Annotated in this window: 38 protein-coding genes; 21 read left to right on the top strand and 17 right to left on the bottom strand. The window is 44.6% G+C overall.

From position 1 onward, the window contains the following. Positions 1-21: 21 nt before the first annotated feature. Positions 22-261 carry a hypothetical protein gene (locus tag N7U64_RS05325; RefSeq protein WP_318928799.1) on the bottom strand — a complete coding sequence of 80 codons (240 nt, stop codon included), beginning with the start codon at positions 259-261 and terminating at the stop codon, positions 22-24. Positions 262-438: 177 nt separating this feature from the next. Here N7U64_RS05325 and N7U64_RS05320 point away from each other — a divergent pair, with 177 nt between their 5' ends. The 3 genes from N7U64_RS05320 to N7U64_RS05310 all read left to right on the top strand — a co-directional run bounded on the left by N7U64_RS05320 (position 439) and on the right by N7U64_RS05310 (position 1,855). Next, positions 439-726 carry a hypothetical protein gene (locus N7U64_RS05320; RefSeq protein ID WP_318928798.1) on the top strand — a complete coding sequence of 96 codons (288 nt, stop codon included), beginning with the start codon at positions 439-441 and terminating at the stop codon, positions 724-726. A gap of 36 nt (positions 727-762) precedes the next feature. Then, positions 763-1,236, top strand: coding sequence for a GNAT family protein (locus N7U64_RS05315; protein WP_318928797.1), 474 nt, complete (start codon positions 763-765; stop codon positions 1,234-1,236). A gap of 73 nt (positions 1,237-1,309) precedes the next feature. Beyond that, the gene (locus N7U64_RS05310) at positions 1,310-1,855 is read left to right on the top strand and encodes a hypothetical protein (protein WP_318928796.1); all 546 of its coding nucleotides are present in this window, start codon (positions 1,310-1,312) and stop codon (positions 1,853-1,855) included. A 44-nt stretch (positions 1,856-1,899) separates the two neighbouring features. On the opposite strand, the gene N7U64_RS05305 is transcribed toward N7U64_RS05310, so the two are convergent. The 6 genes from N7U64_RS05305 to N7U64_RS05280 form a co-directional block, all read right to left on the bottom strand. Continuing rightward, positions 1,900-2,817, bottom strand: coding sequence for a DMT family transporter (locus N7U64_RS05305; RefSeq protein WP_318928795.1), 918 nt, complete (start codon positions 2,815-2,817; stop codon positions 1,900-1,902). Positions 2,818-2,832: 15 nt separating this feature from the next. After that, on the bottom strand, positions 2,833-3,072 hold the full coding sequence (locus N7U64_RS05300) for a hypothetical protein (RefSeq protein WP_318928794.1): 240 nt from the start codon (positions 3,070-3,072) through the stop codon (positions 2,833-2,835). Between the two features lie 376 nt (positions 3,073-3,448). Then, entirely contained in the window at positions 3,449-3,718 is a 270-nt protein-coding gene (locus N7U64_RS05295; protein ID WP_012370160.1) for a type II toxin-antitoxin system RelE family toxin, read from the bottom strand. Next, positions 3,715-3,939: a type II toxin-antitoxin system RelB family antitoxin gene (relB, locus tag N7U64_RS05290; protein ID WP_026829710.1), complete on the bottom strand. Its 225-nt coding sequence runs from the start codon at positions 3,937-3,939 to the stop codon at positions 3,715-3,717. The genes N7U64_RS05295 and relB overlap by 4 nt, the downstream gene beginning before the upstream one ends. A 77-nt stretch (positions 3,940-4,016) precedes the next feature. Then, on the bottom strand, positions 4,017-4,454 hold the full coding sequence (locus N7U64_RS05285) for a hypothetical protein (RefSeq protein WP_318928793.1): 438 nt from the start codon (positions 4,452-4,454) through the stop codon (positions 4,017-4,019). 50 nt (positions 4,455-4,504) lie between these two features. Further along, positions 4,505-5,476, bottom strand: coding sequence for a DUF2268 domain-containing protein (locus N7U64_RS05280; RefSeq protein WP_318928792.1), 972 nt, complete (start codon positions 5,474-5,476; stop codon positions 4,505-4,507). 237 nt (positions 5,477-5,713) lie between these two features. Between N7U64_RS05280 and N7U64_RS05275 the strand changes: the two genes are divergently transcribed. Then, positions 5,714-5,932, top strand: a complete 219-nt coding sequence (locus tag N7U64_RS05275) for a hypothetical protein (RefSeq protein WP_318928791.1) — start codon at positions 5,714-5,716, stop codon at positions 5,930-5,932. Between the two features lie 72 nt (positions 5,933-6,004). Next, on the top strand, positions 6,005-6,484 hold the full coding sequence (locus N7U64_RS05270) for a glutathione peroxidase (protein ID WP_131972948.1): 480 nt from the start codon (positions 6,005-6,007) through the stop codon (positions 6,482-6,484). Between the two features lie 84 nt (positions 6,485-6,568). On the opposite strand, the gene N7U64_RS05265 is transcribed toward N7U64_RS05270, so the two are convergent. Both N7U64_RS05265 and N7U64_RS05260 read right to left on the bottom strand, forming a co-directional pair. Next, a complete protein-coding gene (locus N7U64_RS05265; protein ID WP_318928790.1) occupies positions 6,569-7,033 on the bottom strand; it encodes a hypothetical protein in 465 nt (154 codons plus the stop codon). Positions 7,034-7,047: 14 nt separating this feature from the next. Further along, the gene (locus tag N7U64_RS05260; protein ID WP_318928789.1) at positions 7,048-7,953 is read right to left on the bottom strand and encodes an EamA family transporter; all 906 of its coding nucleotides are present in this window, start codon (positions 7,951-7,953) and stop codon (positions 7,048-7,050) included. A gap of 170 nt (positions 7,954-8,123) precedes the next feature. Here N7U64_RS05260 and N7U64_RS05255 point away from each other — a divergent pair, with 170 nt between their 5' ends. From N7U64_RS05255 to N7U64_RS05240, 4 genes are all read left to right on the top strand, one after another. Beyond that, the gene (locus N7U64_RS05255; RefSeq protein WP_318928788.1) at positions 8,124-9,062 is read left to right on the top strand and encodes an SMI1/KNR4 family protein; all 939 of its coding nucleotides are present in this window, start codon (positions 8,124-8,126) and stop codon (positions 9,060-9,062) included. A gap of 74 nt (positions 9,063-9,136) precedes the next feature. Beyond that, positions 9,137-9,553, top strand: coding sequence for a hypothetical protein (locus tag N7U64_RS05250; RefSeq protein WP_318928787.1), 417 nt, complete (start codon positions 9,137-9,139; stop codon positions 9,551-9,553). 21 nt (positions 9,554-9,574) lie between these two features. Continuing rightward, a complete protein-coding gene (locus tag N7U64_RS05245) occupies positions 9,575-9,841 on the top strand; it encodes a hypothetical protein (protein WP_318928786.1) in 267 nt (88 codons plus the stop codon). A 25-nt stretch (positions 9,842-9,866) separates the two neighbouring features. Then, a complete protein-coding gene (locus tag N7U64_RS05240) occupies positions 9,867-10,067 on the top strand; it encodes a hypothetical protein (protein ID WP_318928785.1) in 201 nt (66 codons plus the stop codon). Positions 10,068-10,183: 116 nt separating this feature from the next. Here the strand turns inward: N7U64_RS05240 and N7U64_RS05235 are convergent, their stop codons facing one another. Then, on the bottom strand, positions 10,184-11,023 hold the full coding sequence (locus tag N7U64_RS05235) for a helix-turn-helix transcriptional regulator (protein WP_131972940.1): 840 nt from the start codon (positions 11,021-11,023) through the stop codon (positions 10,184-10,186). 118 nt (positions 11,024-11,141) lie between these two features. Between N7U64_RS05235 and fabF the strand changes: the two genes are divergently transcribed. Further along, positions 11,142-12,380, top strand: a complete 1,239-nt coding sequence (gene fabF / locus N7U64_RS05230) for a beta-ketoacyl-ACP synthase II (RefSeq protein WP_318928784.1) — start codon at positions 11,142-11,144, stop codon at positions 12,378-12,380. A gap of 141 nt (positions 12,381-12,521) precedes the next feature. Continuing rightward, positions 12,522-13,337, top strand: coding sequence for an HAD-IIB family hydrolase (locus N7U64_RS05225; protein WP_318928783.1), 816 nt, complete (start codon positions 12,522-12,524; stop codon positions 13,335-13,337). 53 nt (positions 13,338-13,390) lie between these two features. Here N7U64_RS05225 and N7U64_RS05220 read toward each other — a convergent pair whose 3' ends face one another. Further along, positions 13,391-14,032: a hypothetical protein gene (locus N7U64_RS05220; RefSeq protein WP_318928782.1), complete on the bottom strand. Its 642-nt coding sequence runs from the start codon at positions 14,030-14,032 to the stop codon at positions 13,391-13,393. A 138-nt stretch (positions 14,033-14,170) separates the two neighbouring features. On the opposite strand from N7U64_RS05220, the gene N7U64_RS05215 reads away from it, so the two are divergent. Next, positions 14,171-14,392, top strand: a complete 222-nt coding sequence (locus N7U64_RS05215) for a DUF2188 domain-containing protein (protein ID WP_214764969.1) — start codon at positions 14,171-14,173, stop codon at positions 14,390-14,392. Positions 14,393-14,455: 63 nt separating this feature from the next. Here the strand turns inward: N7U64_RS05215 and N7U64_RS05210 are convergent, their stop codons facing one another. Together N7U64_RS05210 and N7U64_RS05205 are read right to left on the bottom strand one after the other, a co-directional pair. After that, complete coding sequence (locus N7U64_RS05210) at positions 14,456-15,034, bottom strand: GNAT family protein (RefSeq protein ID WP_318928781.1); 579 nt, start codon at positions 15,032-15,034, stop codon at positions 14,456-14,458. Positions 15,035-15,057: 23 nt separating this feature from the next. Next, on the bottom strand, positions 15,058-15,405 hold the full coding sequence (locus N7U64_RS05205) for a hypothetical protein (protein WP_214848584.1): 348 nt from the start codon (positions 15,403-15,405) through the stop codon (positions 15,058-15,060). A 203-nt stretch (positions 15,406-15,608) separates the two neighbouring features. Here N7U64_RS05205 and N7U64_RS05200 point away from each other — a divergent pair, with 203 nt between their 5' ends. Further along, entirely contained in the window at positions 15,609-16,064 is a 456-nt protein-coding gene (locus N7U64_RS05200) for an NUDIX hydrolase (RefSeq protein ID WP_290830790.1), read from the top strand. Here N7U64_RS05200 and N7U64_RS05195 read toward each other — a convergent pair. After that, positions 16,042-16,626 (bottom strand): histidine phosphatase family protein, encoded by a 585-nt coding sequence (locus tag N7U64_RS05195; RefSeq protein ID WP_318928780.1) that lies wholly within the window; start codon positions 16,624-16,626, stop codon positions 16,042-16,044. The two genes, N7U64_RS05200 and N7U64_RS05195, sit on opposite strands and share 23 nt — an antisense overlap. Before the next feature lie 428 nt (positions 16,627-17,054). Between N7U64_RS05195 and N7U64_RS05190 the strand changes: the two genes are divergently transcribed. After that, positions 17,055-17,414, top strand: a complete 360-nt coding sequence (locus N7U64_RS05190; protein ID WP_318928779.1) for a cupin — start codon at positions 17,055-17,057, stop codon at positions 17,412-17,414. A 190-nt stretch (positions 17,415-17,604) separates the two neighbouring features. Here the strand turns inward: N7U64_RS05190 and N7U64_RS05185 are convergent, their stop codons facing one another. Next, positions 17,605-17,826: a hypothetical protein gene (locus N7U64_RS05185; protein WP_318928778.1), complete on the bottom strand. Its 222-nt coding sequence runs from the start codon at positions 17,824-17,826 to the stop codon at positions 17,605-17,607. A gap of 77 nt (positions 17,827-17,903) precedes the next feature. Then, positions 17,904-18,812, bottom strand: coding sequence for a YafY family protein (locus N7U64_RS05180; RefSeq protein WP_318928777.1), 909 nt, complete (start codon positions 18,810-18,812; stop codon positions 17,904-17,906). A gap of 77 nt (positions 18,813-18,889) precedes the next feature. Between N7U64_RS05180 and N7U64_RS05175 the strand changes: the two genes are divergently transcribed. From N7U64_RS05175 to N7U64_RS05160, 4 genes are all read left to right on the top strand, one after another. Then, entirely contained in the window at positions 18,890-19,345 is a 456-nt protein-coding gene (locus N7U64_RS05175; protein WP_318928776.1) for a VOC family protein, read from the top strand. A gap of 178 nt (positions 19,346-19,523) precedes the next feature. Then, entirely contained in the window at positions 19,524-19,844 is a 321-nt protein-coding gene (locus tag N7U64_RS05170; protein WP_318928775.1) for a hypothetical protein, read from the top strand. 46 nt (positions 19,845-19,890) lie between these two features. After that, on the top strand, positions 19,891-20,166 hold the full coding sequence (locus N7U64_RS05165) for a hypothetical protein (RefSeq protein ID WP_318928774.1): 276 nt from the start codon (positions 19,891-19,893) through the stop codon (positions 20,164-20,166). 26 nt (positions 20,167-20,192) lie between these two features. Further along, positions 20,193-21,062 (top strand): SMI1/KNR4 family protein, encoded by an 870-nt coding sequence (locus N7U64_RS05160; RefSeq protein ID WP_318928773.1) that lies wholly within the window; start codon positions 20,193-20,195, stop codon positions 21,060-21,062. A gap of 184 nt (positions 21,063-21,246) precedes the next feature. On the opposite strand, the gene N7U64_RS05155 is transcribed toward N7U64_RS05160, so the two are convergent. Then, entirely contained in the window at positions 21,247-21,774 is a 528-nt protein-coding gene (locus N7U64_RS05155; protein WP_318928772.1) for a hypothetical protein, read from the bottom strand. A 374-nt stretch (positions 21,775-22,148) separates the two neighbouring features. Here N7U64_RS05155 and N7U64_RS05150 point away from each other — a divergent pair, with 374 nt between their 5' ends. The 3 genes from N7U64_RS05150 to N7U64_RS05140 all read left to right on the top strand — a co-directional run bounded on the left by N7U64_RS05150 (position 22,149) and on the right by N7U64_RS05140 (position 23,733). Continuing rightward, on the top strand, positions 22,149-22,541 hold the full coding sequence (locus N7U64_RS05150; protein WP_318928771.1) for a DUF5412 family protein: 393 nt from the start codon (positions 22,149-22,151) through the stop codon (positions 22,539-22,541). A 29-nt stretch (positions 22,542-22,570) separates the two neighbouring features. Next, a complete protein-coding gene (locus N7U64_RS05145; protein ID WP_318928770.1) occupies positions 22,571-23,137 on the top strand; it encodes a hypothetical protein in 567 nt (188 codons plus the stop codon). Positions 23,138-23,208: 71 nt separating this feature from the next. Continuing rightward, a complete protein-coding gene (locus tag N7U64_RS05140; RefSeq protein WP_318928769.1) occupies positions 23,209-23,733 on the top strand; it encodes a hypothetical protein in 525 nt (174 codons plus the stop codon). The last annotated feature ends 7 nt before the right edge of the window (positions 23,734-23,740 follow it).

Raw genomic sequence — 23,740 nt, 5'->3', positions numbered from 1 at the left:
TCTGAGCGGTTTTTTAGTTTATCATCCAAATCCAATCATGACATATACACCGTAAACAAAATACACCACAACACCTGATAACAGGATGAGGGCAATCACTTTTCCGACACCTCTCGTGCTGAACAGAGCAGTCACTAGTGAGGCTAATAAACCGCCTATTAAAAATATGCTTCCCCAAAATCCGTTGACCGGTAATAGATACACTTGAGCAATACTGAAGATGAACAGTCCGACGGATATCCAACCCAATTTTTTTCTCATGCGTTCTCCTCTCTTAAAACGAAGCGTAATGATGTATTTCTACATTTTCTTTTATTTTACCAATTTAATAGTAAAAATTGTAAAAAATAAAGTGTGTGGAGCTGAATAGTTCTTTTAAACAGGGAACCCTTCATCAGTTGCCGAAAAATAGATTAACGGAAGACAGGAGGTAAAAGAATGTGGTTACTGTTTGGGATACTCGCGATTCTCGCAACGGCGGTGAATCTGATTTTGTACTTCATCGGTAAGGATTATAAGCTGGCAATGGCTGCCGGTTTATCGCTTACGGCACTCACGCTGTGCGCAGAATACAGTCAACTGAAGAGCTGGGTCGAAGCAGAAGACTGGGCGGCGCTTGCAGACGTGATACCTGGAATGGAGCGCGCCTTTTGGGTTTTGACGATTATATCGATTGGATTGAATCTGACACCGGTCTTACTGGAAACGAGGAAAAACAGATCATGATTGACCGATGAAAGGTTTTAAAAAGGAGAGTATATGATGACCTATACCTTTTTACCGCTGACACAACGTCAGGCGGAACAGATTACGTATGACTGGCAATACGAGGGTGACTTTTCGTTCTACGATATGCCGAATGATCCAGAGGACCTGGCGGAATTTTTGGATCCGGATCAACGGACGGAACATTACTATGCTGTTATGGATAGTACACAACTAATCGGATTTTTTGTGTTTGAACCCGGACAGGGCAGCCTTGAATTGGCGTTAGGGATGCGGCCGGATTTGACGGGGCAGGGAAACGGGACAGCGTTCTTGGAAAGTGGTCTCGCCTTTGCGATTCAAAAGTATCAACCACAGCAAATCGAATTAGCCGTCGCGGCTTTTAACGAACGGGCCATCCGGCTGTATACGAAAAGCGGTTTTGAGCCGGTCGAACGGTTTCAACAGGAAACGAACGGCGGAAGTTATGAATTCGTCAAAATGCGTCTGCATACAGAAATCATGAAGTGAATATGGAACAAAAGTTAATGTGGACGTACAACGAGGAAATCGAGTCGAAAGTGAAAGGGTGGAGTCGATGATTTTGTACCGACTATTAGGAGGATTAGACGACACGTTTAAATGGAAAACCACACTTCAAGGAGACACGCAATTCTATGCTTTTTTTGATGATACAGATTATGAGCCTGTATTTCCTGGAGCAGATCAATATCAAGATGGGAAGTTTTCTCTTCTGAAACACTTCGTTTTGGGACTGAAACGGTATCCGCTCTATGTGCATTCTTTTAGTGGTGGTTCAGAGATTTGCCTTCCAAAAGTAGGGGAAACGACCAAGTTATCAAGAGGACGGTATCATCATCTCCTTGAAATACGTTCACTCGAAGAAATCGAACAGCTTCTTCCGCTAGCTTATTTTGATGCGTATAACGGGCAAAATGTTCTGATCACGACGGAAAAAGACGTTTCGATCATCAATGATCCGGAGGACTGGTTGTTGTTTGAATTCGATTTTTCAATTCCATCGAAGGATATCTACTATCTAATGATTGGTCACGATGCTGCCGGTTTTGATTTTGTCGCGAACTTCACGGAGCATCCCTTTCAAGACCGGGAAATCATCGACGAATGAAAAAACCTGTTTCCGACGGACAGCCGGAAACAGGTGACGTCTGATTATTTCAAATCGGCATTCATCGACGGCCGTTTACTCGACAACCGCTTTCGAAGAGAAGTTCCGATACCTAACGCAACAGCGGCACCGGTACAACTGAACAAGCAACCGAACACTAAGTAAATCGATAAATTTGATTCACCGATCAGGACGGAAGCGACTCCTCCAATTGCCGGAAACAGAGCTACCATGTAGCCGCTTTTGGCACCACCGATGCTCTCGACCAACTTCAGGTAAAAGAACCAGGCGCCAAACGATGCGAGCAGCGTGAGGTAAAGAAGCGCGGACAAGTAAGAAACGGATGACGGGACACTAACGGTCTGCCCCTGAAACCATAAGACGGATCCGAGCAAAATACCTCCTGCCGTGAAGCCGATGGCATTGGCATACACCGGATTTACTTTCTGCTTCGCATTTCGTGCGGAACTGGCGTCGCCGATTGCTGTAATGCCAGTACCAAGCAGGGCAAGTAAAATTCCTTTCATATCATTCGGATGTATGTCGGATAGAGTCGGATACAGTAAAATCAAAACACCCAGCACACCGAGCAGGCCGCCAAACAGGATGCGGAGATGGAGCTGTTCTTTTAAAAAGATTCGCAAGGCAACGGGTGTCAGGATCACTTTCAGTGAAAAAATCAACGTGACGATTGCGGCTGAACTAAGCATCGTCGCGTAATAGAGACAGAGATAGCTGAGTGCAAAATTACAGATCCCGAACACCAGGATATACGGAATATCCTGTTTCAGAGGTTTTCCGACCGGTTTCATGAACCATGCCAGAAGACTGAACAACACAGCAGTCAGGATTAAACGGTAGGTCAATGATAGCTCCAGGCTGACCGGCGTCCCTTGAATCTTGACAGCAATGAAATTAAGACCCCAAATGAGTAAACAAAAGATGTACATGAAAATCGTCATAAATAGACTCTACTCCTAGATCAAGACAATCAGCGAAAGCCCGATTAAAATGTTAATGAAACTGAGGGTATCCGTTGTTTTTGTAAAGAACGAGCGTCCCGTTTTCTTTGCTCTGTCATTGAAAACCAATAAAATGACAGCGAACAGTGTTGTTAAGCCGAGCGGGGCGTTAAGGAAACTGTCGGAATACGTGAATGAGTTAATTACGAGGTAAACACTGTTCAGTATCGAAAGGTAGAGTAATGTTTTTTGCATCCAATCACATCCTGTTTGATTTATTATATTATTATACATTTTTACATAAAATTTACAACTGAGGAAGGGGCACCTTAAATGTCTTTGCCTGTAATCCTCTAAAACTACGGATTTTTGTATTATGAATCGAGAAGAGGACGGTGTACCGGTAATAGCTAACTGATAGAAGACAGTTTAGGATAGAAGAAATGGTATGGGAATCTGAACAGCGTAGACTAAGTAACACCTTAAAAGGAGCAAAATTCCTTCTCTGTTAGAGGTGAAGGCACGTTGCTCCTTTTCATCATACGTATGAATAATGTTTAAGTTATGTTTGCAAAAACGGTCGTTAAAAAGAGAAACGAATATGTTTCCTCATTCGTGAGTCTTAACTCCCTTATTTATAGATATCTCGACGATGTCCGATCTCAAGAATCAAGATCAAGACTTTGTCATCTTGGATGTCAGCAATCAGACGATAGTCGCCAATGCGATACCGCCATTCACCCGAACGATTCGAGATAAGTCCCTTTCCATGACGACGCGGATCATCCGTCCCGACCAGGTTCTTCTTGATCCAGGACATGATGATCCGCGATTGTTGAGGATCCATCTTCTTAAGGGACTTTTGAGCTCCACGCTCAAACTCCACTGTATATGTTGTCATTCTAAATCAAGTTCCTTCATCATATCGTCAAACGAGATTGCTTCTGATTTTTTGCGGTGTGCTGCCATGGAATCATGATAGAGTTGTAAATCAATCTCGTCTTCAATACGATCGAGGACGGCATCGCGAACAAGTGTAGAAATCGTGATGTTTTTTGCTTTCGCATATTCTTTGATTAGTCGCGTATCCTGATCATCGAGTCGAACAGAAATCGTACTCATACTTATCATCTCCTTTGTAATACATTGTAATACATATTCAGATGTTAGTACAGACACGAGGTTTATTTGTTCTTCCTTCAATCTACTTTGATTAAGAAAGCAAACTGCCCGTCACCATTCTCGGACCATCTTGCTTGAAGTTCATAGGCATATGTGCCGGCTTCTTTCGGTGTTACGAGTTGATTATTTTTTAACGTCACTGGCTTACCGGTCTCCTTGTTAAATCGCAGGATTTTGATTGTATCAGGTTCCGGATCGAAGGAAATCCGGATTTTCTCGTTCGGCATGACGGTGACCGGGTTACTTTTTTCAGTCATGTGCAAACCGTCTACATAGATTTTATCGACGCATTGGCCACTAAACATACCACTCCAGCAAAATGTCCCTTGGACCGTTGGAATACTTTTTCCCTGTATCTCGACACGGGGATCGGGTGGTTCATCACGGAAAGGTTCGAATTGAACGAAAAAAGTAATGATGATCATCACGGAGCCGATTAATAAAAATTTACGCATGTGAAACTGTCCTCCTTCGTAAGTGGTATTCTTCTGTGTCAACAATCTTTTCATTCAAGGAGCTTTTGATATTTATACCCGTTCAAAATAGCGTGATTCTCTTCATACGTCCATTTTTTGATGGAAAGATCAGGATTGATCTTCAAATGATGACTTAAGATATCACGTCCTAAAGAGTATCTGCTCCAAATCGGGATATCTTTTTGTTCGTTCCCGATGGCAACATCCTGATAAGTGGCTTCGCCGTTTTGAATCAGACGCGCCACATGTTTTTTGGTCGTATCATCCATCGGTATATTCCAAGGAGGCGAGGCGTCCGTGACGATCTGATCGGCAAAGGCATCTGCTTTTCCTTCGAAGATGACCGAATCAAGGGATGTGTCAATTCTGCTTAACTCGGGTGTATCATTTAAAACCAGATGATGATATTCATGCGCGATCGTATAGGCCAAAACTTCTTTATCGAAGTTTGGATTCAGTTGAATGATAATCGAGTCTTGAAAAGCTGCTCCTGACACTCCGGCCAAAGGATCCGTCATTGACCAAAATTCCGGATTGGACGGTGCGATGAAAATCGTAGCTTTCTTTTTAGGCAGCGCGTCATAGGAAGCGCTATAGTTTTTCGTAATGATATCTTTGATTTCGTCATGCTGCTTCATCAATTCATTCGTTTGGTTCAGCAGATCCTGCTCGTAAGCTGTTGCCTTTAACATGAAGAAAGTTTCTAGGGTGGTCGGATCAAAATTTTCCTTCTCTCCAATCTTATCTATGTAACGAAGGACGTATTCTGCGTAATTTTTTGAATCCGTTTCTGAAGTGTCGGCTTTAAGCGATGCTTTCAAATAAGTTTGATAGGGCGCATAAAGTGGGACGATGTTTAATTCACCGTCCTCGCCGATCTTCACAGTTTCTGGTTTAAATTCTTTACTTTCGGAGTGCGTCACGGCTTTTTCTGCTTCGTCTGTACAGGCTGCTAACAGCAGGAACGGGATGCAAAGTAAAGGAGCGATTACTTTTTTCAAAGGGAATGACCTCCATTTCGAATTCGTTAGACTGATGAATGTTCTCGTTGATTGATGAGGATAAAGTTCAGAATTTCATATGTAAAATTATACCATGAAAATTAAGGGGGTTAATGATGCTTGAAGCTATTTAAAGGAGAATAGTTAATTTCGCTGATTGAATTTTCTCAAGCAATCATCGTATTCATGAAACCTTTGTTCAAAAAAACAGGTAAAAAGAGGAAAGGGGATGATGAGATGGTACGATGCACGAATTGTAATTATAAGTGGAAGACGAAGGATGTGCTCGCTGTCAGTATTGCAAACCATGGCAAGACCTGTCCGAACTGTGGGAAGAAGCAATATCTTTCAAAAGATACCCAGCATTATCTGTCACTCGGATACGTCAGCCTGTTTTTTCTGTTGATCATGCCGTTTGTCATTAAGCTGAGCGACCGGGAAGAACACATCTGGTAAGTAAGTTGACGCGTGTTCAAAAAAGACGGTGCTTTTTCAGCGAGGTATACTGATGACAAAGGGGGAATGAAAATGAATACATCGCTCTATGAAATCGAGGTACAGGACGCAACCGGTCAGACTGTTTCACTCAACGACTACGCCGGAGAGGTGCTTGTCATCGTCAATACTGCAAGTAAGTGCGGGCTCGTCAAGCAACTCGGAGACCTGCAACAGTTGCATGATAAGTATGCGGATCAAGGTGTCAAAGTGCTCGGATTCCCGTGTGACCAATTCAACAATCAGGAGTTTGCCGATCAGCAGGAAACGATGCAGTTTTGTCAGTTGAATTACGGTGTGACATTCCCGATGTTTCAGAAGATTGACGTAAACGGACCGACGGAACATCAGTTGTATACGTATTTGAAGCAACAGCAGGGTGGTCTGTTATCGTCAAAAATCAAATGGAATTTCACAAAGTTTCTTGTCGATCGAAAAGGACGGGTCGTCAAACGGTTTGCGCCGGTCGATTCGATTCAGACGATTGAAAAAACACTGGAGCGCTATGTATAATTGAATTACGTCCCGTCCGGCGCAAGCCGTCGGGCGGGACGAGTCGCATCACCCTACCTTTGGCGAGGTAGGGCTTTTTTTATATTAATTCTCTTTCGGCAGATTAAAAGAATGTCTGACCGTAAAGTCACTCATCTTATGACCAAGGTCCGTAAAGACCGGCGGACGCGGGGACAGGACATGAAAGTCCTGTTCAAATGCCCGGATGGCATAGTGCGTCCAGTCTCGCGACGGGTCCCGCTTCAAGCCCATCCAGGCCGTCGCAAAGGTCAGAAGTGCCGAGTCTTGATACAGGGTGAGCGGAACCGGACTGAACTCCAGTCCGTCATCCAGTTCATGTAAATCCGACGAGCGGAGCAGGACGCAATCTGCTTCAAACAACAGTTCAAAATAATTGCAGGAATAGTCACCGATGAGCACCATGACTTCGTCCGTATGGCCACGAAAATAGAGTGCCAGCCGGTTGCCATTTTCCTCGTTCATGACAATGTGATCGAGTTTAATCTGATAGTCTTCCCGGTACAACAGTTTCTCGAATGTGATATGCATGACGGATTCCCTCCTTAAGAGTGTTTTTCCTTGGCGAGTTCCAGAACGTCCGGCTGACGTGTCGGACGCGACGACCAAATGAGCAGACCGATACCGCAAAATAAAAGTAAAATACCGCCCCACGACAACAGACTGAGCGTCTCTCCAAGGACAAACACGCCGAGCAGGGCAGCGGTCAACGGTTCACCAAGCGACAGCGTGACGGCCGTTGACGACGAAACCTGCGCAAGACCGCGGGCGAATAACAGATAAGCAACACCTGTTGCTAAGACACCAAGGTGGAGACTGATGCCGGCACCGCGCAGGCTGAAGACCCATGACAGATCAAACAGGAATAACAGTGGCGATAACAAAAGAGCGCTGAGTGTAAAGACAACCGCGACGACGGACAATGGAGAATGGGTGTTGACCAAGTCCCGGCTGACAAACGTGTAGATGGCAAACGATAGTCCGGCACCGAGCGCGAGCAGAATGCCGAACGGATTGACGGAAACGGCTGCCTGATTCATGACCAGCAACAAACAGCCGGTAATCGATAGCGACGTCGACAGCCACCAAATCGTGCCCGGTCGATTTTTTAAGACCAGCCATTCAATCAGTCCGGAAAACATCGGCGCACTGCCGATTGCGACGACCGTTCCGGCGGCGACTCCGGTCATAAGAACGGCGGAAAAGAACAACGGCTGATAGGCGGCCATGCTGACGGCGGCGAGAAAAATCGTGGGCAACGGCCAATTTTTTAAGCTCAGCTTTCCGGTCAGTAAGACGAGACAAAGTAAAAAGAAGCCGCCGACCGCCAAGCGGACTGCCCCGATCGCAATCGGATGGGCCGTTTCCGGCGCAAAGACTTGCGACGTGCCGGTCGTACCCCAAAGCATTGCTGCCAGTAAAATCAGCAGCATCGAAGACTGTTTCTGCATGGTTCACCTCCGGGTTAATAGACATAGAAGCTGTTTGAGAATCATTTTGATTAGAAAAAGAATACCACAGAAACAGGAAGTTAGGATCACCCAAATTATTGGTAAAATGGTAGAATGAAGGAAGATGAGGCAGGACGGCTCATACATAGAGAATTAAGAGGGTGGATTCAATGAATCAAATCGCAGTTGTCCTTGACGGACTCAAACAAAAAATCAGCCATGGATCTACGTTCATCCAGCGCAGTTACAATTCAATCGGTCAAGCCACGTTCCACTTGCCAAAACCGGTCAAGCCGGAAACACTTCAAGCATTCGAAGCGGAGTTCAAGCAACCGTTACCAAGCGAATACCAGACATTTCTCGAACTGTATGACGGAGCGAAACTGTTCATGTTGGGCGATGAGGGGCTGGTCTTGTATCCGCTCGCGGAAGTGATCGAAAAGACAATCGAGGCCAAGGAAGACGGGCTGATTGATGAAGACTATGATCATTACTGGATCATCGGCGAAATCAACGAAGGGTACCTTTTGATTCACACGGATCATGCAAAAACAGAAGATACCCCTTATATGTACTGGAAGTATCATGAAGGATCGACTGAAGACACCGATGCCATCGGTCAAAATTTCGGGACGTTTCTGGAACGTTCGATCATCGCCCAAGGCGACATGTACTGGGAGTTCAACAGCTTTGATGTCCGGGAAGATGATTACTATGTTGAAGAAGAAATGGAGGACGTGCAGGCGGGCGTACCAATTGCGTCCGAGGAACGGGTCCGGATTGAAATTGAGTATCCGATTTACCGCCGGGGAGGGTTTATTGTTTCTTTCTATACATATGAAAATGGAAAACCTGATTTATGGTGGAGATCTGACTACGATACGATGAAACAGGTGCATCGTTCTCTTGTGAGTACTTTGAAAGAACTACGGTTCCATTTTACAGAAATCACAGTGTTCCAAAAAGAAGCACCGCTTTGGGAAAGTGAAGATGCATCCGGTGAACAGATCGCGAAACGCGTCGAACATCCGCAAACCCAAATCATGCAGTATGACGGGTATCAAGCCTTTGTGAACGATTTACCGCGTCCGTTACCGGGTTGGGAATAAACCAAGCATTACGTTCAAAGAGCACCTTCATTTCATCCACTCTTTAGAAACGCATGCGAAAAGGAGGAATGGAAATGAAAAAACTACTGATGATCCCATTGTTATTCAGTTTAGCCGGATGTATGTCGCTCGACATGAAGCCGAGCAGTCAGACAATTGAAACGGGGTATACAGGAAGTGTTAAAGACGGGTTTGTATTTGAATACAAACTGACCAATACCGGCGATTATCCGGTGAAAGTCGCCTCCCGGGCCGGTCATCTGCTCAACGTTAAGATCCGCAAGCACGATACGCAAAAAGTCGTCTACGATTCGTACGAAGAGGTGGAGCCGAAACGGTTGTCGAAAGAAGTACAACCGCATACCACGGTGACGCTGAAGAGAAAAGTCAAAGCCGGTGTCATTCCAGCGGGGCTGTATGACATTGACTACATCGTTCGTGATGATATCGGTGAAAGTGAAGGCGGCGATACAGAAATCAGATTAAAATAATTCAATCCAGGAGGAACGCATATGTTGAAGAATCCAAATTATCGTTATGGCACTTGGGCATTGATTGTCAGCTTTTTCTTGTTCTTTATCGTTCAACTGTTCAGTGCCTACATCGAGCTCTCATCCAATTTTGATGGAGAGGCACTCGAAGAATATCATTTGATGTACTTTCCGGTTATCGCATTGATTGTGGGATGTACGTTCCTGATTGGCGGTTGGTGGAATGAGGATTTTAAACAGGAAGCGCAAAAACGAGCAGCACTAGAAGCTGAAAAATCAGCTGAGTAAATGTGATTTTGTAGGAGTGAAGTCAATGGTTAAAAACTTTTCGAGTTTACTGATGTTGCTGGTGGGTGGAATTGTATTTATGACTTTTTTATCGAACACGGAGATGGTTCCATTTTTGAAGATCGTCTTAACGCTTGTCGGATTAGTGATGATTTCCTGGAGCATCATCGGAATGGTGTTGCATGGCTGGGTCACGAGTTATGAGCGAAATCGAAAACGGATGTAAACAGGATAAATGCTTTGAAACTAACTGACGTGAACTCTGCCCGACGCTAAATACAGCGTAGGGGAGGAGTTCACGTTTTTTGCTGAAGAAGATATAAAGCAAAAGCCAGACGTATGTTAAGTGTTGGCGATTAAACGTTTTAACTTTTGTTCCGTTGTCGTGCCCTCCATCGGTGTATAGATACTGCATCTTAAATCAGTCTCTCCCTGAACTTGTAGCGAGGTCAGATCAAACAGCATTTTTCCTGCTTTTGCATGCCGAAATTCAATCATGATCTCGGGTGCTTTACTGACCTGGCTTTGAGTCCATAGTTCCAGGAAGTCTGGATATGTGCTGCTCATCTCCTCGATAAAGGCGGTATACCACTCGTCTCCGGAATACTGACCGTAATAGGTGCGGAAAATGGACAGAAAACCTTTTGCGAAATGTTCCCAGTTAACAGCCAGTACCTTAAATTCCTTTTGGGAAAAAACGAGCCGGATTAAATTCCGTTGAGATTCCGGGATGTTTGCAAAGTCTACGAATACGTGGGCCGCCGCCGTATTCCAACCAACGATCTGACAGTAGCGGTCCGTGACAATCGTCGGACAATACGTCAGGTCCGATAAAATTTTTTCGAGCGATGAACTGATTGGAGATGGATCTTTTTTTAACGGCGGAGTGACGGAGTTCGCATCAATCGTTAAATCGTACAGGTACTCCCGCTCATCCTTGTTCAAACACAATGCCTGCGCTACACAATCCAGGACACTTCTCGAGACTTTGATGTCTCTGCCTTGCTCGAGCCAGGTATACCATGTCGTGCTGACACCTGCTAATTGGGCGACTTCTTCCCGGCGTAACCCCGGGGTGCGTCTTCTTGTGCCGGACGGGAAACCGAGGGATTCCGGTTTAAGCTCGGCTCTTTTGGTTTTTAAAAACGTTGAAAGGGCGTCGAGTCTGTTTTTATCGTTCATGTCTTGTCCTCCAATCGAAATCACCATCCAAGTATAATTTATAATAGGATAAACAGCTACTTGTAATAGGATAGTAAACAGCTATGCTTACTCTATACGATAACGAGGAGTGAGGAATTTGGAACGAGTGGTCATTACAGGTGTTGGTGTGATTTCTCCTATTGGAAATGATGTCGATACATTTTGGAAGCATTTAATTGAAGGAAAGTCCGGTATTTCAATGATTGATACGTTTGATACAACGCCGCATAAAGCAAAGATTGCTGGAATCGTTCGGGATTTTGATGCGGAACAGGTCATCGGGAAAAAAGAGGCGCAACGACTGGATCGGTTCACACAGTTTGCACTCGCAGCCGCAACCGAAGCATGGGAAGATTCGGAATTAGAAAGCGTTAGTACGGATCCCGAGAGGATGGGTGTGTATGTCGGTTCAGGAATAGGCGGAATCGAGACCCTGATTCAGAACGTGGATGTCCTGCATAAGCGGGGACCGAGAAGAGTGAGTCCGAGTTTAGTACCATCCATCATGTCAAATGCGGCTGCGGCTCATATCAGCATCAAATGGAAAACCATGGGCCCGACGATGTCGCCGGTATCGGCATGTGCCATCGGAAATACAGCGATTGGAGAAGCATTCCGGCTGATTCGGATGGGAGAAGCAGATGTCATGTTTGCAGGAGGGACGGAAGCCGCTATTACGGATTTATCTTTAGCGAGTTTCGGAAACGCGACGGCCTTATCTACACGAAACGATGCCCCCACTCAAGCCAGCCGTCCGTTTGATGCAGGACGCGACGGATTTGTGATGGCCGAAGGGGCGAGTATTTTAATCGTCGAATCACTGACACATGCTTTAGCAAGAGGAGCAAAAATTTATGCCGAGATTACGGGGTATGGAGCGAGCTCTGATGCGTATCATATCGTGGCCACTCATCCGGAAGGTCAGGGCGCATATCTGGCCATGAAAAAGGCATTGCAGAGTGCCGGAATCGAAGCCGGTCAAATTGACGTCATCAGTGCGCATGCAACCAGTACCTTGGTGGGCGACCAGTCAGAAACGCTGGCCATCAAAAAACTGTTTCAGGAGCATACCTACACGATTCCCGTTACAGCAAACAAGTCTATGCTTGGACACATGCTCGGAGCGGCAGGAGGAGCGGAAGCGATCGCCTTGGCGAAGAGTTTACAGGAGGGAATCATCCCGCCGACGATCAATCTCGAAACAGCAGATCCTGTATGTGATCTGGATTATGTTCCGGGAGAGGCCCGGACTGCAGAGATGACATTCGGTTTATCCAATTCCTTTGGGTTTGGCGGTCATAATGCGGCGATTGTCTTAAAAAAATACGAAGGATAACGGATTGATTTCTTAATGAGATGGACGCAACAGGGAACCGTTCGTCACCATCTTGACCGGGTATCACTTGCATCGGCTTTGTCAGTGAGCCAATATGAAGGGGAAGCTACAAAATCGAATATTCAAAAGGGGACTTCACAGATGATTAAGCTGATTTTGACTGACATGGATGGCACGTTCTTAAACAGTAGCGGCGATTTTAATCTGACCTTTTTTCAAGAAATCCAGACGTTGTTGAAGCAACACGATATTCAATTTGCACCAGTCAGCGGTAAGCAGTGTGAACGGATTGAAGAACTCTTTTTGGAGGACGCCGACGGGATGTGGATTTTAGGCGACAGTGCGACACGGATTAAGCGGGCGGGTACTTACGTTTATGAATCCCTGCTTCCGAACAAGATCGGTCGTCAAATCATCCGGCAATTGGAGAAACTGGAGCTCGGACATACGATCATCGCCTGTACAAGAGCAGCGGCAGTCGTCAGTGAGACGATTTCAGACGAGGAATGGGCAATCGTCCGCGGGTCGTACAGACAGGTGGAGCGGGTCGCAGACTTAACGGCGATTGAAGATGATTTTGTCAAAATTACCGTTCATGATCCGAAACTACGTTGTTTTGAGACGGTTAAGTCGCTGGAACCGTTCCGGGAGAGTGCTTATTTTGTTGCCTCGGAAGCCGCCTGGATCGATATCGCGAATCACGAGGTCCATAAAGGGACGACCGTTGAACAACTGCAACGGATGTTACAGGTCCGGCCGGATGAGACGATGGCGTTTGGGGACGGCTACAATGATTTGGAACTGTTCGAACGGGCCGATTTCAGCTATGCCGTCAGTAATGCCGTACCGGAGTTGAAAGCACGGGCGCATGCCGTGATCGGATCAAATGATGCTGACAGTGTATTGCAAACGATTCGGCGGACGATTGAGGAACAGGCGGAAATCAAGACAACTTGAGGACGCGTAAGGAAAGCTGAAACAGATGGAGACGAAACATCCGGAATACAATATCATGGTTCTTCAACCGGGAAGCCGTCTGACTGATCCGATTTATATGTTTCCTTCAGACGGTGCAAGGTCTCTTTCTTGTTAAGCAGAATGAAACAACCCCGGTCGTCAAAAATATACAGGATGATGTCTTTGCCGGGATTCACGAAATAAATCTCGGGATAGTATGTTTGTCTTGATTTGAAGCGGGGATACAACTCGGGAAAGTCCTGATTGCAAATCGCTTGAAGCAATTTTTTATAACGAAGGGACTTTCTGCTCGGCAACAAGCGGGCGTATTGGTAAATGACTTCCTCCTCATCACGAACCTCCTTTTTTTCAAACTCAAGCGCGTATCGATTCTTGTTATTTTTGAGATAGCGCTCAAAGATCTCTGTACTTTTCGCCGGAGGAGAATGTAGTTCTTTTCGGACACGTACAATGAGGTACAAACGGTCGTTTTCATGAAACAGATCTTCAAATAAAGTGAGTGATTTTTGATAGACCTTATCGAAATATTCCATATTCAGTTCGTCGGAATCCGGTTGAATCTGATACAGTTCCTTTTGCAAATCGAGACTGAGTGTCAATGGACGCTCCGCAAAAGACTCTTCCAAAATATCTGAATTGTCAAAGTGAGTGTGGAAATAATCGTTTAGTTTCATAAAGTGCTCCTGTCTTGGTGATTATTATGTACTTTCCTAATGCGTTCAAGAACGTCTCCGGATGAATGAAGATTTCAGGTTAAGGGTATCGAATATAGAAGCAAACTAAAACGATCCACTCAAAAAGGAAGTGAACGCATGGCGAATCAGCATGTAACACCTCATCCGGATGGCGGCTATCAGGTCATTGCGGAAGGGGCATCAAAAGCAACGGAACGGTTTCCGACACAAAAAGAAGCCATCGCAGCAGGACGGAAGATTGCGAAGGATCAACAGGTTGAGCTGATCATTCATAATAAGGAAGGTCAGATTCGCGATAAAGATTCATACGGCAATGATCCGTTCCCGCCGCGCGGATAAACGCAAAAATACATCGCCATTATATGAACTGCCCTATAAAAGTTGGACATAAAAATCCAACTTTTATAGGGTGTTTTTATTATGGACTGAGCCGTCCTGCCATTCTGGCTTCAACAAGGAATACATATATAGATCATCGAACTGACCGCGTGTCTTCTCGTATTGACGCAACAGTCCTTCCCGCTGAAAACCAAGCCGTTCGAGCAACCGTTGAGAGGCTATATTGTCCGGCAGAACAAGCGCTTCGATCCGGTTTAGGTCCCATTCATTAAAACCGTGAGCGAGTACGGCCCGAACGGCTTCTTGTGCCAGTCCTTTGCCCCAGTGAGCAGGACTCAGTTCAAAGCCGAGTTCCGCCCGCTGATGCCGGGAAGAACGGTTCAGGAAACCGCAACTGCCGATGATGTCAGAAGTCGCATGTTCGGTGATGCCCCAACGGAGACCGGTCTGTTCTGTTCGGATGGAGTGATACCAGTTGATTTCATCCAACGCATCGGCTTCCGTTTGGAACGGATCGAGTCCCATTTGTGTGACGACGCGTTCGTCAGCAAGATACGTCAGCAGACTTGGAGCATCAAGCGGCGTGACTTCGCGTAAGGTCAGCCTGGTTGTCGTCAGTACAGGAAATGCAAGTGTCGTCAAAGTAATCCCTTCTTTCTAACTATTTAATACAAGCCGGTCATCGTTAGCTTCAACAGCATCGAGACGATGTAGTTTTTTGCCGTTTGTGTATCCGAAAACTGTTGCGCATCAAACGTGTTCCCGCGTTCACGGAAAAAGGTATACCAGGTCCCTTGCTCCTCATAGTAATAAAATCCGTCCGTCAGCCGGTTGATGGCCGGTGAGTCGGGGAACCCGTATTTTTTGGTATAAGCGAGGACGTCGGTTTCCGTGACCGTAAACACATCCGCGTAGGAATGATTCCGCATGTCAGAGACATTCAGTGTGTCGCAGGCAAACTGATACGGATTGCCGTACAGGAGAACCCTGATTTGTGTATCGTGGTCAATCATATCCTTCGACTCCTGTCCTTAAAAAATGGAGATAACGACGTTCGAAATGTATTTCCATCATTTTAACATTTGGATTATTGTAAAACCAGATGATGGTAAAATAGAAGGGGAAAGTTGGCATTCGTTCAGAAGCTTCAAGGTTGTTATAGCACCACCTCTGGATAGGTTATGTACGATATAAAATAGAAAGCAGGAATAAAAGAATGAACTATATCATGGAACTCAGAAAATTGGTCGGCACACGTCCGCTCGTCGTACCCGGCGCTTGTGTCATCGTCCTGAATGAACAAAAGGAAGTGTTATTACAACTGCGCCGCGATAACCACTGTTGGGGACTGGCCGGCGGAGCATTCGATCCGGGCGAGACGCTGGAGCAGGCAGCGGCCCGTGAACTGTTCGAAGAAACCGGACTGACGGCAAATCGGCTTGAGTTATTCAATGTCTATTCCAGCAACGACTTTTACTATAAATATCCGCACGGGGATGAAGTCTACAATGTCATCTCTGCCTATATCTGTGGTGACTATCAGGGGAGATTGGTGCAGGACGATGAAGAAGTCGCGGACTTACGGTTCTTCCGTCTAGAAGAGCTGCCGGACAGAATCAATCCGCCGGAACATCCGATTTTGCTCGAGTTCATTGCAACGTATCAATCATAAAGCGGCAACGCGATACGTTCACGAGCTCTGTCCCATTAAAGGTAAGTCGATAGATATCCGGTTTAGTCGTCTGCCACAGAAAATCAAAGTCGTACTTCGTATCAAAATGGTGAAAAATCGCCGTCATGATCAATCCGTGCGTGCCGATGACGATTCGTTTTCCGGGATGATTTTGCAGGATGGAGGTCAACGCTTGAACACCGCGGCGCTGACAGGATTGAAACGATTCCGAGCTGTCGCGTGAAAAAGCATGATCAGCAAACATTTGTCGGACGAGCGGATAAACATCCGTTTGCGGCATCGTCTGGTGTTGTCCGGAGAAAACACATTCCCGCAAGTTCTCGTCGATCCGGATAGCTTGTCCGAGTGAACGGGCTGCTCCTTCAATTGTCAACAAGGAACGTTGATACGGACTCGAGTAAAAGAAATTGATTTTTTCAGTCGTTAAGAAACGCGAGACGCGTGCTGCAGCCATTTGTCCCGTATCGGTCAACCCGCGTGTTCGTTCATCTAAATCAGTTTTCGGAGATTCGGCGTGGCGGACGAAGTAAATGGTACTCATGAGTTGAATGAACCTCTTTTCTTTAAATAGGTAAGATCCGGTTTTGGAGTTCAAAGAGAGATGAAGCAGCTGTCACAAAGGACAAAATTTAATACTCTGGGCTTTGTGATCTTAGTAAACAGTCTAACCCTTGTTAGATTATTATGAGCGATAGACGATGGAGTAACCAACCCGTTTTGTCTATCAAGCGAAAAGTACTTCTCGGTACGGGACTTCTGCCGATGGAAAAAGGTCATGAATCAGTTGTTGATGCTCACAGACCGACCAACGGCGATAATCGTCTCGGGAAAGAAACGGTCCAACTGCTTGATTGATTGGATGTGTGAAACGACATAACTGTAGTCCATCGAGACATACGAAGAGAAAATGTCTTGCAAGAGACAGGCTGAAGGTAACGTACTCAAAAGTAATTGGTCAGGAGGAGTTAAATGAAATTCTATCAATTAAAAAAAGAAGCGGGTAAAAAAATCACAAAATTTGATTCTGATTTTGTAATGTCACGTATTACGCAGACAGAGAAAGCAGTACATATAGGATGTGTACATTTAGATGGAAATGGAGTAATCGGTTATCATCAGGCTGTTGTGTCTCAGCTTCTTTTAGTTGTAAATGGAGAAGGTTGGGTCAGAGGTGAAACGGATGAATACATCAAAGTTCATAGTGGGGAAGCCGTATTTTGGGATAAAAATGAATGGCATGAAACCAAAACAGATACGGGGTTGACTGCAATCGTTATAGAAGGCGAAGAGCTGACCACTTCATCCTTAATATCTTTGGAGAAAGTTTAAGTGTTAAAGACATATGAGAAACTAAAAAACATCCTAACTAAGCTGCCGTTACAGCGTATTCATTCAGTGTAATAATTGTGAAAAGTATTTCTTTGTCTTACAAAATTTAATGTAGAGGATGTCTATAGATCACTTTCATGTGAAAAACGCAGATTCTCTGTTCTTCCGTGAACAGGAGGATCTGCGTTTTTCACATGAAAGTCTTTCGTTTGTACAGTTTATCTTCGATTCGATTCCAAATACGCGTTGCGACATAAATATTACATACTGCAACGATAGCTGCGATGACAATCATACTGATCCCGGTCTCATCTGCTAAAACAAGCGGTTTAAAGATAGTGAACACGATAGACAGAAGAATCGGAATGGTAATGCCGATCCATACAGAAAAGAATAATAGTGCTTTCCACATCAAGCTCATCCTTTCAAGGTGAATCTATTGTGATATTTGCTGCGTTAAGACCGATGCGATGAATGATTAAAAAATACTTAATCGTACGATGCAATGGCTTCTCGTAAAAATTCCAAGTAGTTGTCTATGAAATGTTGTGGACTTAGAATTTTGACCATGTTTCCCAAACCGGCTAAGAACTGATAGGAAAACGGGCTCTCGGGTAATTCAATGTTCGCCAAATACTGATGGATCGTCACTTCCGTAACAGATTTTTTTCCATACCTCTCGATGAATTGATCTCGTACGCGAGCATCAATCAATAGTTGCACCGTGACCAGATCTAATTTCTCTGCCTTGCCATTGCTTTTCATTAGGTCTTCTTCAGATCTTGGTTTAAAAAACCCTGCTTTTTGAATGTCTAACATTCTTGTCAACTTAAACGTACGATAGTCGTTTCGTTCCCGGCTGTAAGCCACCAGATACCAATGCCTTTCGATGAATTGCAGTTTATAGGGTTCTACGATCCGACACGTCCTTTGTCCAACCTGATCAATATAGTCAAACTTCAACAACCAATGCTGTTCGATTGCCTGATGCATGAATGCAATGTCTTCTTTGATTTCGTCTCTTCCCGACCATTCATAGAAGGTCAGGTTAAGCTTTGATGGAGTATGCGCTTTAGACATGGCTTTGATTTTTTGAATCGTCATCTGGATGTTGGGATTCGTTATTAATTGATCGTATCCGGCCAACGAAATCAGGATATTTTCTAAATCATGGTGATTTACCAAACGTTTATCAAACTTGTATTCGTCCATCAATGCATATCCACCTTCAGCGCCATGTTGCGCATAGATGGGGATGTTTGCATAACTCAATGCCTCCATGTCTCGTTGAATCGTCCGTTTTGAGACATGGAATAGCCGGCTGAATTCTGAAGCGGAGATTATTTCTTTTTGCAGTAGAATCATTACGATCGAGATGAGTCGTTCAATTTTTTTCATGAAGTCCTCCTATATACGACACCTAGTTGTCACCTATAGCCTATTATACTTTGATTAAACAAAGGAGGAGATACAAAATGAAAACGGTAGCTTATTTACAATTCGATGGTCAAGCGGAAGAGGCATTGAAGTTCTATGAAAAAGCATTACAGGCAACAGATGTTAAGAAAGTACGATTCAATGCTTTAGGAGAGAATCCTAATATGCCGCTTGAAAAAGAGGATCAAGAGTTAATCATGGAGTCACGTATTGAATTTGCAGGGAATACCTTAATGCTTTCAGATGTTCCTTCTGCAATGCAAACGGTGACAGGAGGAATTCACAAAGGGAATTCTCTTTTAATCAGTATCGTCGATGCGACACCGGAAGTGAATACCTCTCTTTTTAACGGTCTCTCTGAAGGAGGCACTGTCATCATGCCTTTATCATACACCCCTTGGTCGGCCAGTTTCGGAATGCTGATTGATCAATTTGGTGTGACATGGAAATTTAACAGTGAAGCGAGTAAGTTTCTTGAGAGCTTTACAAAGTAAAAAGGAAAAGAGTCATCAAAAAAAGAATGCATGACATGCAAAGAGCTGGTTCTCCGGATTTATGGAGGCTGGCTTTTTCTATATTTCACAAATTAATGACGACTGGTTGTTTGAAGGCGAAACCGATTAACCTCGGTATACGTAAAAGAGATGTCGAACGGAAGATGGAGGAATGAAAGTGGAACTTGTTTTACACAATCTGTGTCTGATTGCCTGTATCGGAACAGTCGCGGCCTTTTTATTTAATCGGTTGCAACCGGGCAGTCGTGTCTGGACAATCAGTATCAGCGTGACCGTTTTGTTGTTGATCCTGGTAAGCGTAACCGTGTGGATTGGATGGAATGCTGCAGAGGAAAAGCTGTACCGGTCCTTTGGATGTTTAGTTATGAATATCTTTCCGCTCTGGTATGTACGAATTGAAGGAAACAATAGGAGAACTATCGTCTGGTCACTGACGCTGGCCTTGATCGTATTGGTGTTCGGAACAATTTTAGAATGACATATGATAGAAATCGTACATAGACGTTAAAAAGGAGCTGTTCATATTGAAGAAAAAAATATTGGTCATCTCCATTCTATTGATGGCAGGCGGCGTATTTGGAAACATACTTTTTACCCGGCTCGGTTATTTTCCGAATGCAGATTTTCGGATTATGAATATTCCGTTAGCAGCGGGAGCGCATTACTTTAATCTGGGACTGGCGTTGCTTACCATGACACTAATCGGACTGGTGTTATTCCCATGGTTTCTTGAGAAAAAACAATTTTCGAAAACGGTGCTGGCACTTATACTAATTATTTGGTTGCCTGAAGCCGTCTAAACAACATGGACAGGAGCGAAGATGTCGTGAGTAAACTCATTAAACGTCTCCACCCCGATTCAAGGGTGCCCGGGGCGTCAGCTGTTGACTTGAAAAAAGCAGAACGTGCCTTAGGTGTTTTGTTTCCGGATGAATACAAAGACCTTTTTTTACAGACGAATGGTGCACAGTTTGGCGAATGGAGCCTGTATCCTGTACCAACCAGACAAGAAGTCTTACAGGATATCGTTCGTCACAATGAGAAGCGTCCGGCCGGTTTACCCGATGACTTGATCTGTATCGGTGAAAATCTGACCGGCGACAAATTGTGTTACCGGATCCGGAAACGTTTTCTGCAGGAACTCGTCTTTAGAGGGAATGAAAAGACGGGTATCACAAAATATCCGTCGTCTTCTTTGGAACAGTTCGTCGATTGGCATGTCCCGAAACGAAAAACGAATCAGGCCTACCGACTTGGCCGTTTCATGGTAGAGGGCAACGAACTAATCGTGACGGATCCTTACTATGGACTAGAGGAAGAAACAGATCTACAGCTGATGTTGTCGAATGTGAAATCAGGCAGCTGGACCGCAGCTATCATTTACACGGAAGACGAATGGGTTAAGCAATTGCTTGTTTTTGAAGGGGACAAAAAGCGGAGCGGCAAATGGCACCGGCAGGAACAACCAATCGGCGTGGACTCGGCACTGGCTGGCATTTTTGATGGGACAGCTTATCGTCAGCATCAAGCGATGGAGTTCGAGACAGTTGTTTCTGCCGACGATCAGGCCGGTATCGTCTCGTTTGGTGTCGTCTCAACGTCAGGTTTTGGGGACGGACTGTACGATGTGGACATACAGTATGATATCTCGAGGCAAATCATCGGTGTACGGGTCAACTTCGCAGAGGATGAATGAAGGAGTTGGGATAATGGAGTTGGATAGTATGTTGGTCGGTGAAGGAACTGCTTTTATCTTTCCATCCGAGGACAAAGGAAAAGTTCGTTTTCACTGTCATGAGGATGTCGAACGAACGTCAGAATTAGATATGGTAAAAGGAGTGTAAGCGGGCGATGGAACAGACCTGTTTACACTCCTTTTGCTATTCGTTTACTTCTGAAATGGTCTCAAAGATTCGTGAGTAGACGTCTTTGACATTTTGATCATTCTTTTGATTGTTATTGAGTCCGTATTCCCAGTAGCGATAGCTGTCCTTTTTCTCTTGCAGATAACCGGATGCATAGGCATCATTTACCTCGCTCGCATTGTCATACGTCAAGTCTTCAAAAACAAAGGGAAGGAATCCTTTTGTCGTCTCTAAGAAGAAAATCGGAACATCGAGTTTCCGGTACACCTTGACGTACTTCTCTTCACCTGCCTGTTTTAGATTATCTTTTGTGATGAACACTGCATCAAAATTTGAGGAAATCCGGTTCGTGTCCTCTAGTTCTTTAAATGAGAGTGTCATGAACTTTACATTTTTCTCTTGCAGATCAGGCTGTTTTCCAATCACAGCGATTTTTAAGTAAGATCCATCATAGGAAGAAGCGTTTACTTCCTTAGATTCACTTGGATCACAGCCGGCAAGTGCAGTTGCAGCAATCAGTGAAGCCATTAACAATTTTTTCATGGAAATGTTCCTTTCACGTTCGTTTAACATTGTAGCAACCAATAAATTGGAATATATACTTAAAATGAAATTAAAAAGCAGTAAGTTGGCAATTAAAAATAAAAAATTCCCAATAATATTATCTGATTATATAATGTGAAGTGTAAATAAAATTTATTTTAAGTCTTGTTTCATTGTCGAACAAAACGGTAGGTACATACAAATAAACTGTATTGAGTATTTAGAATAACATCGCGGAGAGATAACGGTGATTCTGGAACTAGAAGATATTATGGAAGAAAAAAACATCAATTTCTGAGTGTTTGAGTGTTACTGTAGGCTTTCTTCTACTGTATTGGATCAGTGCGTCATGGTAAAAAGCAAGAGAAGAGGAAATGAACGTGTGGAAAAAAATTAGAATCATCGCGAGTCTACTTGGCATACTGCTGGCTGGATATTTGGCCTGGCAAATCTACATTTTATTATTCGCCGTAGATATCAAATATGTACCGCAAGGCGATTTATACAGGAGGGTCACCTCTCCGGACGAGCAGTATACGTTACGATTTTATCGTTCGAGCGGAGGGGCGACGACGGGATTTGCGATGCTCGGCATCATGGAAGATCAAAAAACAAAAGAACAGCGGCGTGTCTATTGGGAATATCCGTGCAGAGAGGTAAGTGTGAAATGGCGACGGGACGTTGTCATTATTAATGACACCCGCTTAAAAATCTGGACAGAGGTGTATGATTTCAGATTGGATCAACCAATTTATCCAGCAAAATAGAATTCATGAAGGGAAGATGAAATATCCTGATGATCATACTTAGAAAACAAATCGAAGGATTGATGTATTCCTGGACCATTTATCGCGATGGCCGGTCGGTTCAGGCATTTTTTGGAGTCAATGAACCATGGATGCTTGATGAAGATCTCGATGAAAAAACGGAAGAACGGTTTACGTTTCGTTATCAAGCCCGACGACGCGTGAAGGAACTGATTGCCGAGAAGCAGGCGGACGGGTATCAACAGGAAATCACACCGGATCCGGTGCCGAGTCGGGAAGAACAGTTGACGTTTCACAATCGGGCGACATGGTTTGCGTATGTACTTTTCGTAGTGGGGTTGATTCCGCTTGTCACACCCTGGTCTTTATCTCCGTACGTATTAGTCATTCTTGCAGTACCCTTCCTCATCATGTCGACGAGCGGTAAAATGCTGCCCTTTTGGGTCAAAGCGATTTGCTTTATCAGTTATGTCCTGATTAACATCAGTAACAGGCAGGCACCGGACATAAAATATCTGGACGCCGGTTTGTTAATCGCAACGGGTATGTTCCTATATGTGTATACGACTTTCAAGAGGCAACGGATTGAATCGTAAAAGTAATGATTTGAACGAAATATCATCAATAGAAAAATCGATTTTTGATAAATGAAAAGGAGCGATATAAAATGAAAAAACTAGGTACTTTTAATAATCAACAAGGCAATATGATCGTTTCGGACCCAGCTTTTCTTGAACCGGATCCGGAAGTTAACATCACGATTCCGGTTGCTCCTGATTCGACATGGACAGTCTGGTATAACGAGGACGACCAGCCGGAAATTAATTTAGTGTACTTGACGATTAAGGACCACGCAGAGATTGCAGCGGATGACTTTGACATTCTTGAAGGTTATGCAGTGGTGGATTCCTCACAGCTCGTCGTCATGAATACAGCGGATTACGGAAAACGCGAGGCCATTGATTGGGAGATTCGGAACACGCTTGAGTTCGACGATGAGATCGATCCATTTTATGTCGCCATCTCAGATGAGATGGTGGAGGAGGAAATCTTTCTGTTTCCGTTTGGCGTTGCCGTCCAGTTGATGGGAGACGGCCACTACAAGGTTCGCGTACGACGAGATGCGGATCAGGTCACCGGTATTTTGCTGGTCATCGGGGAACATGAAAATTTTGAAGAGGACTTCGAATAATTCAATA

It is taken from the genome of Exiguobacterium sp. K1, from assembly GCF_033721435.1.
GTDB lineage: Bacteria > Bacillota > Bacilli > Exiguobacteriales > Exiguobacteriaceae > Exiguobacterium_A > Exiguobacterium_A artemiae.
This window is presented reverse-complemented; position numbering and strand designations above follow the sequence as displayed.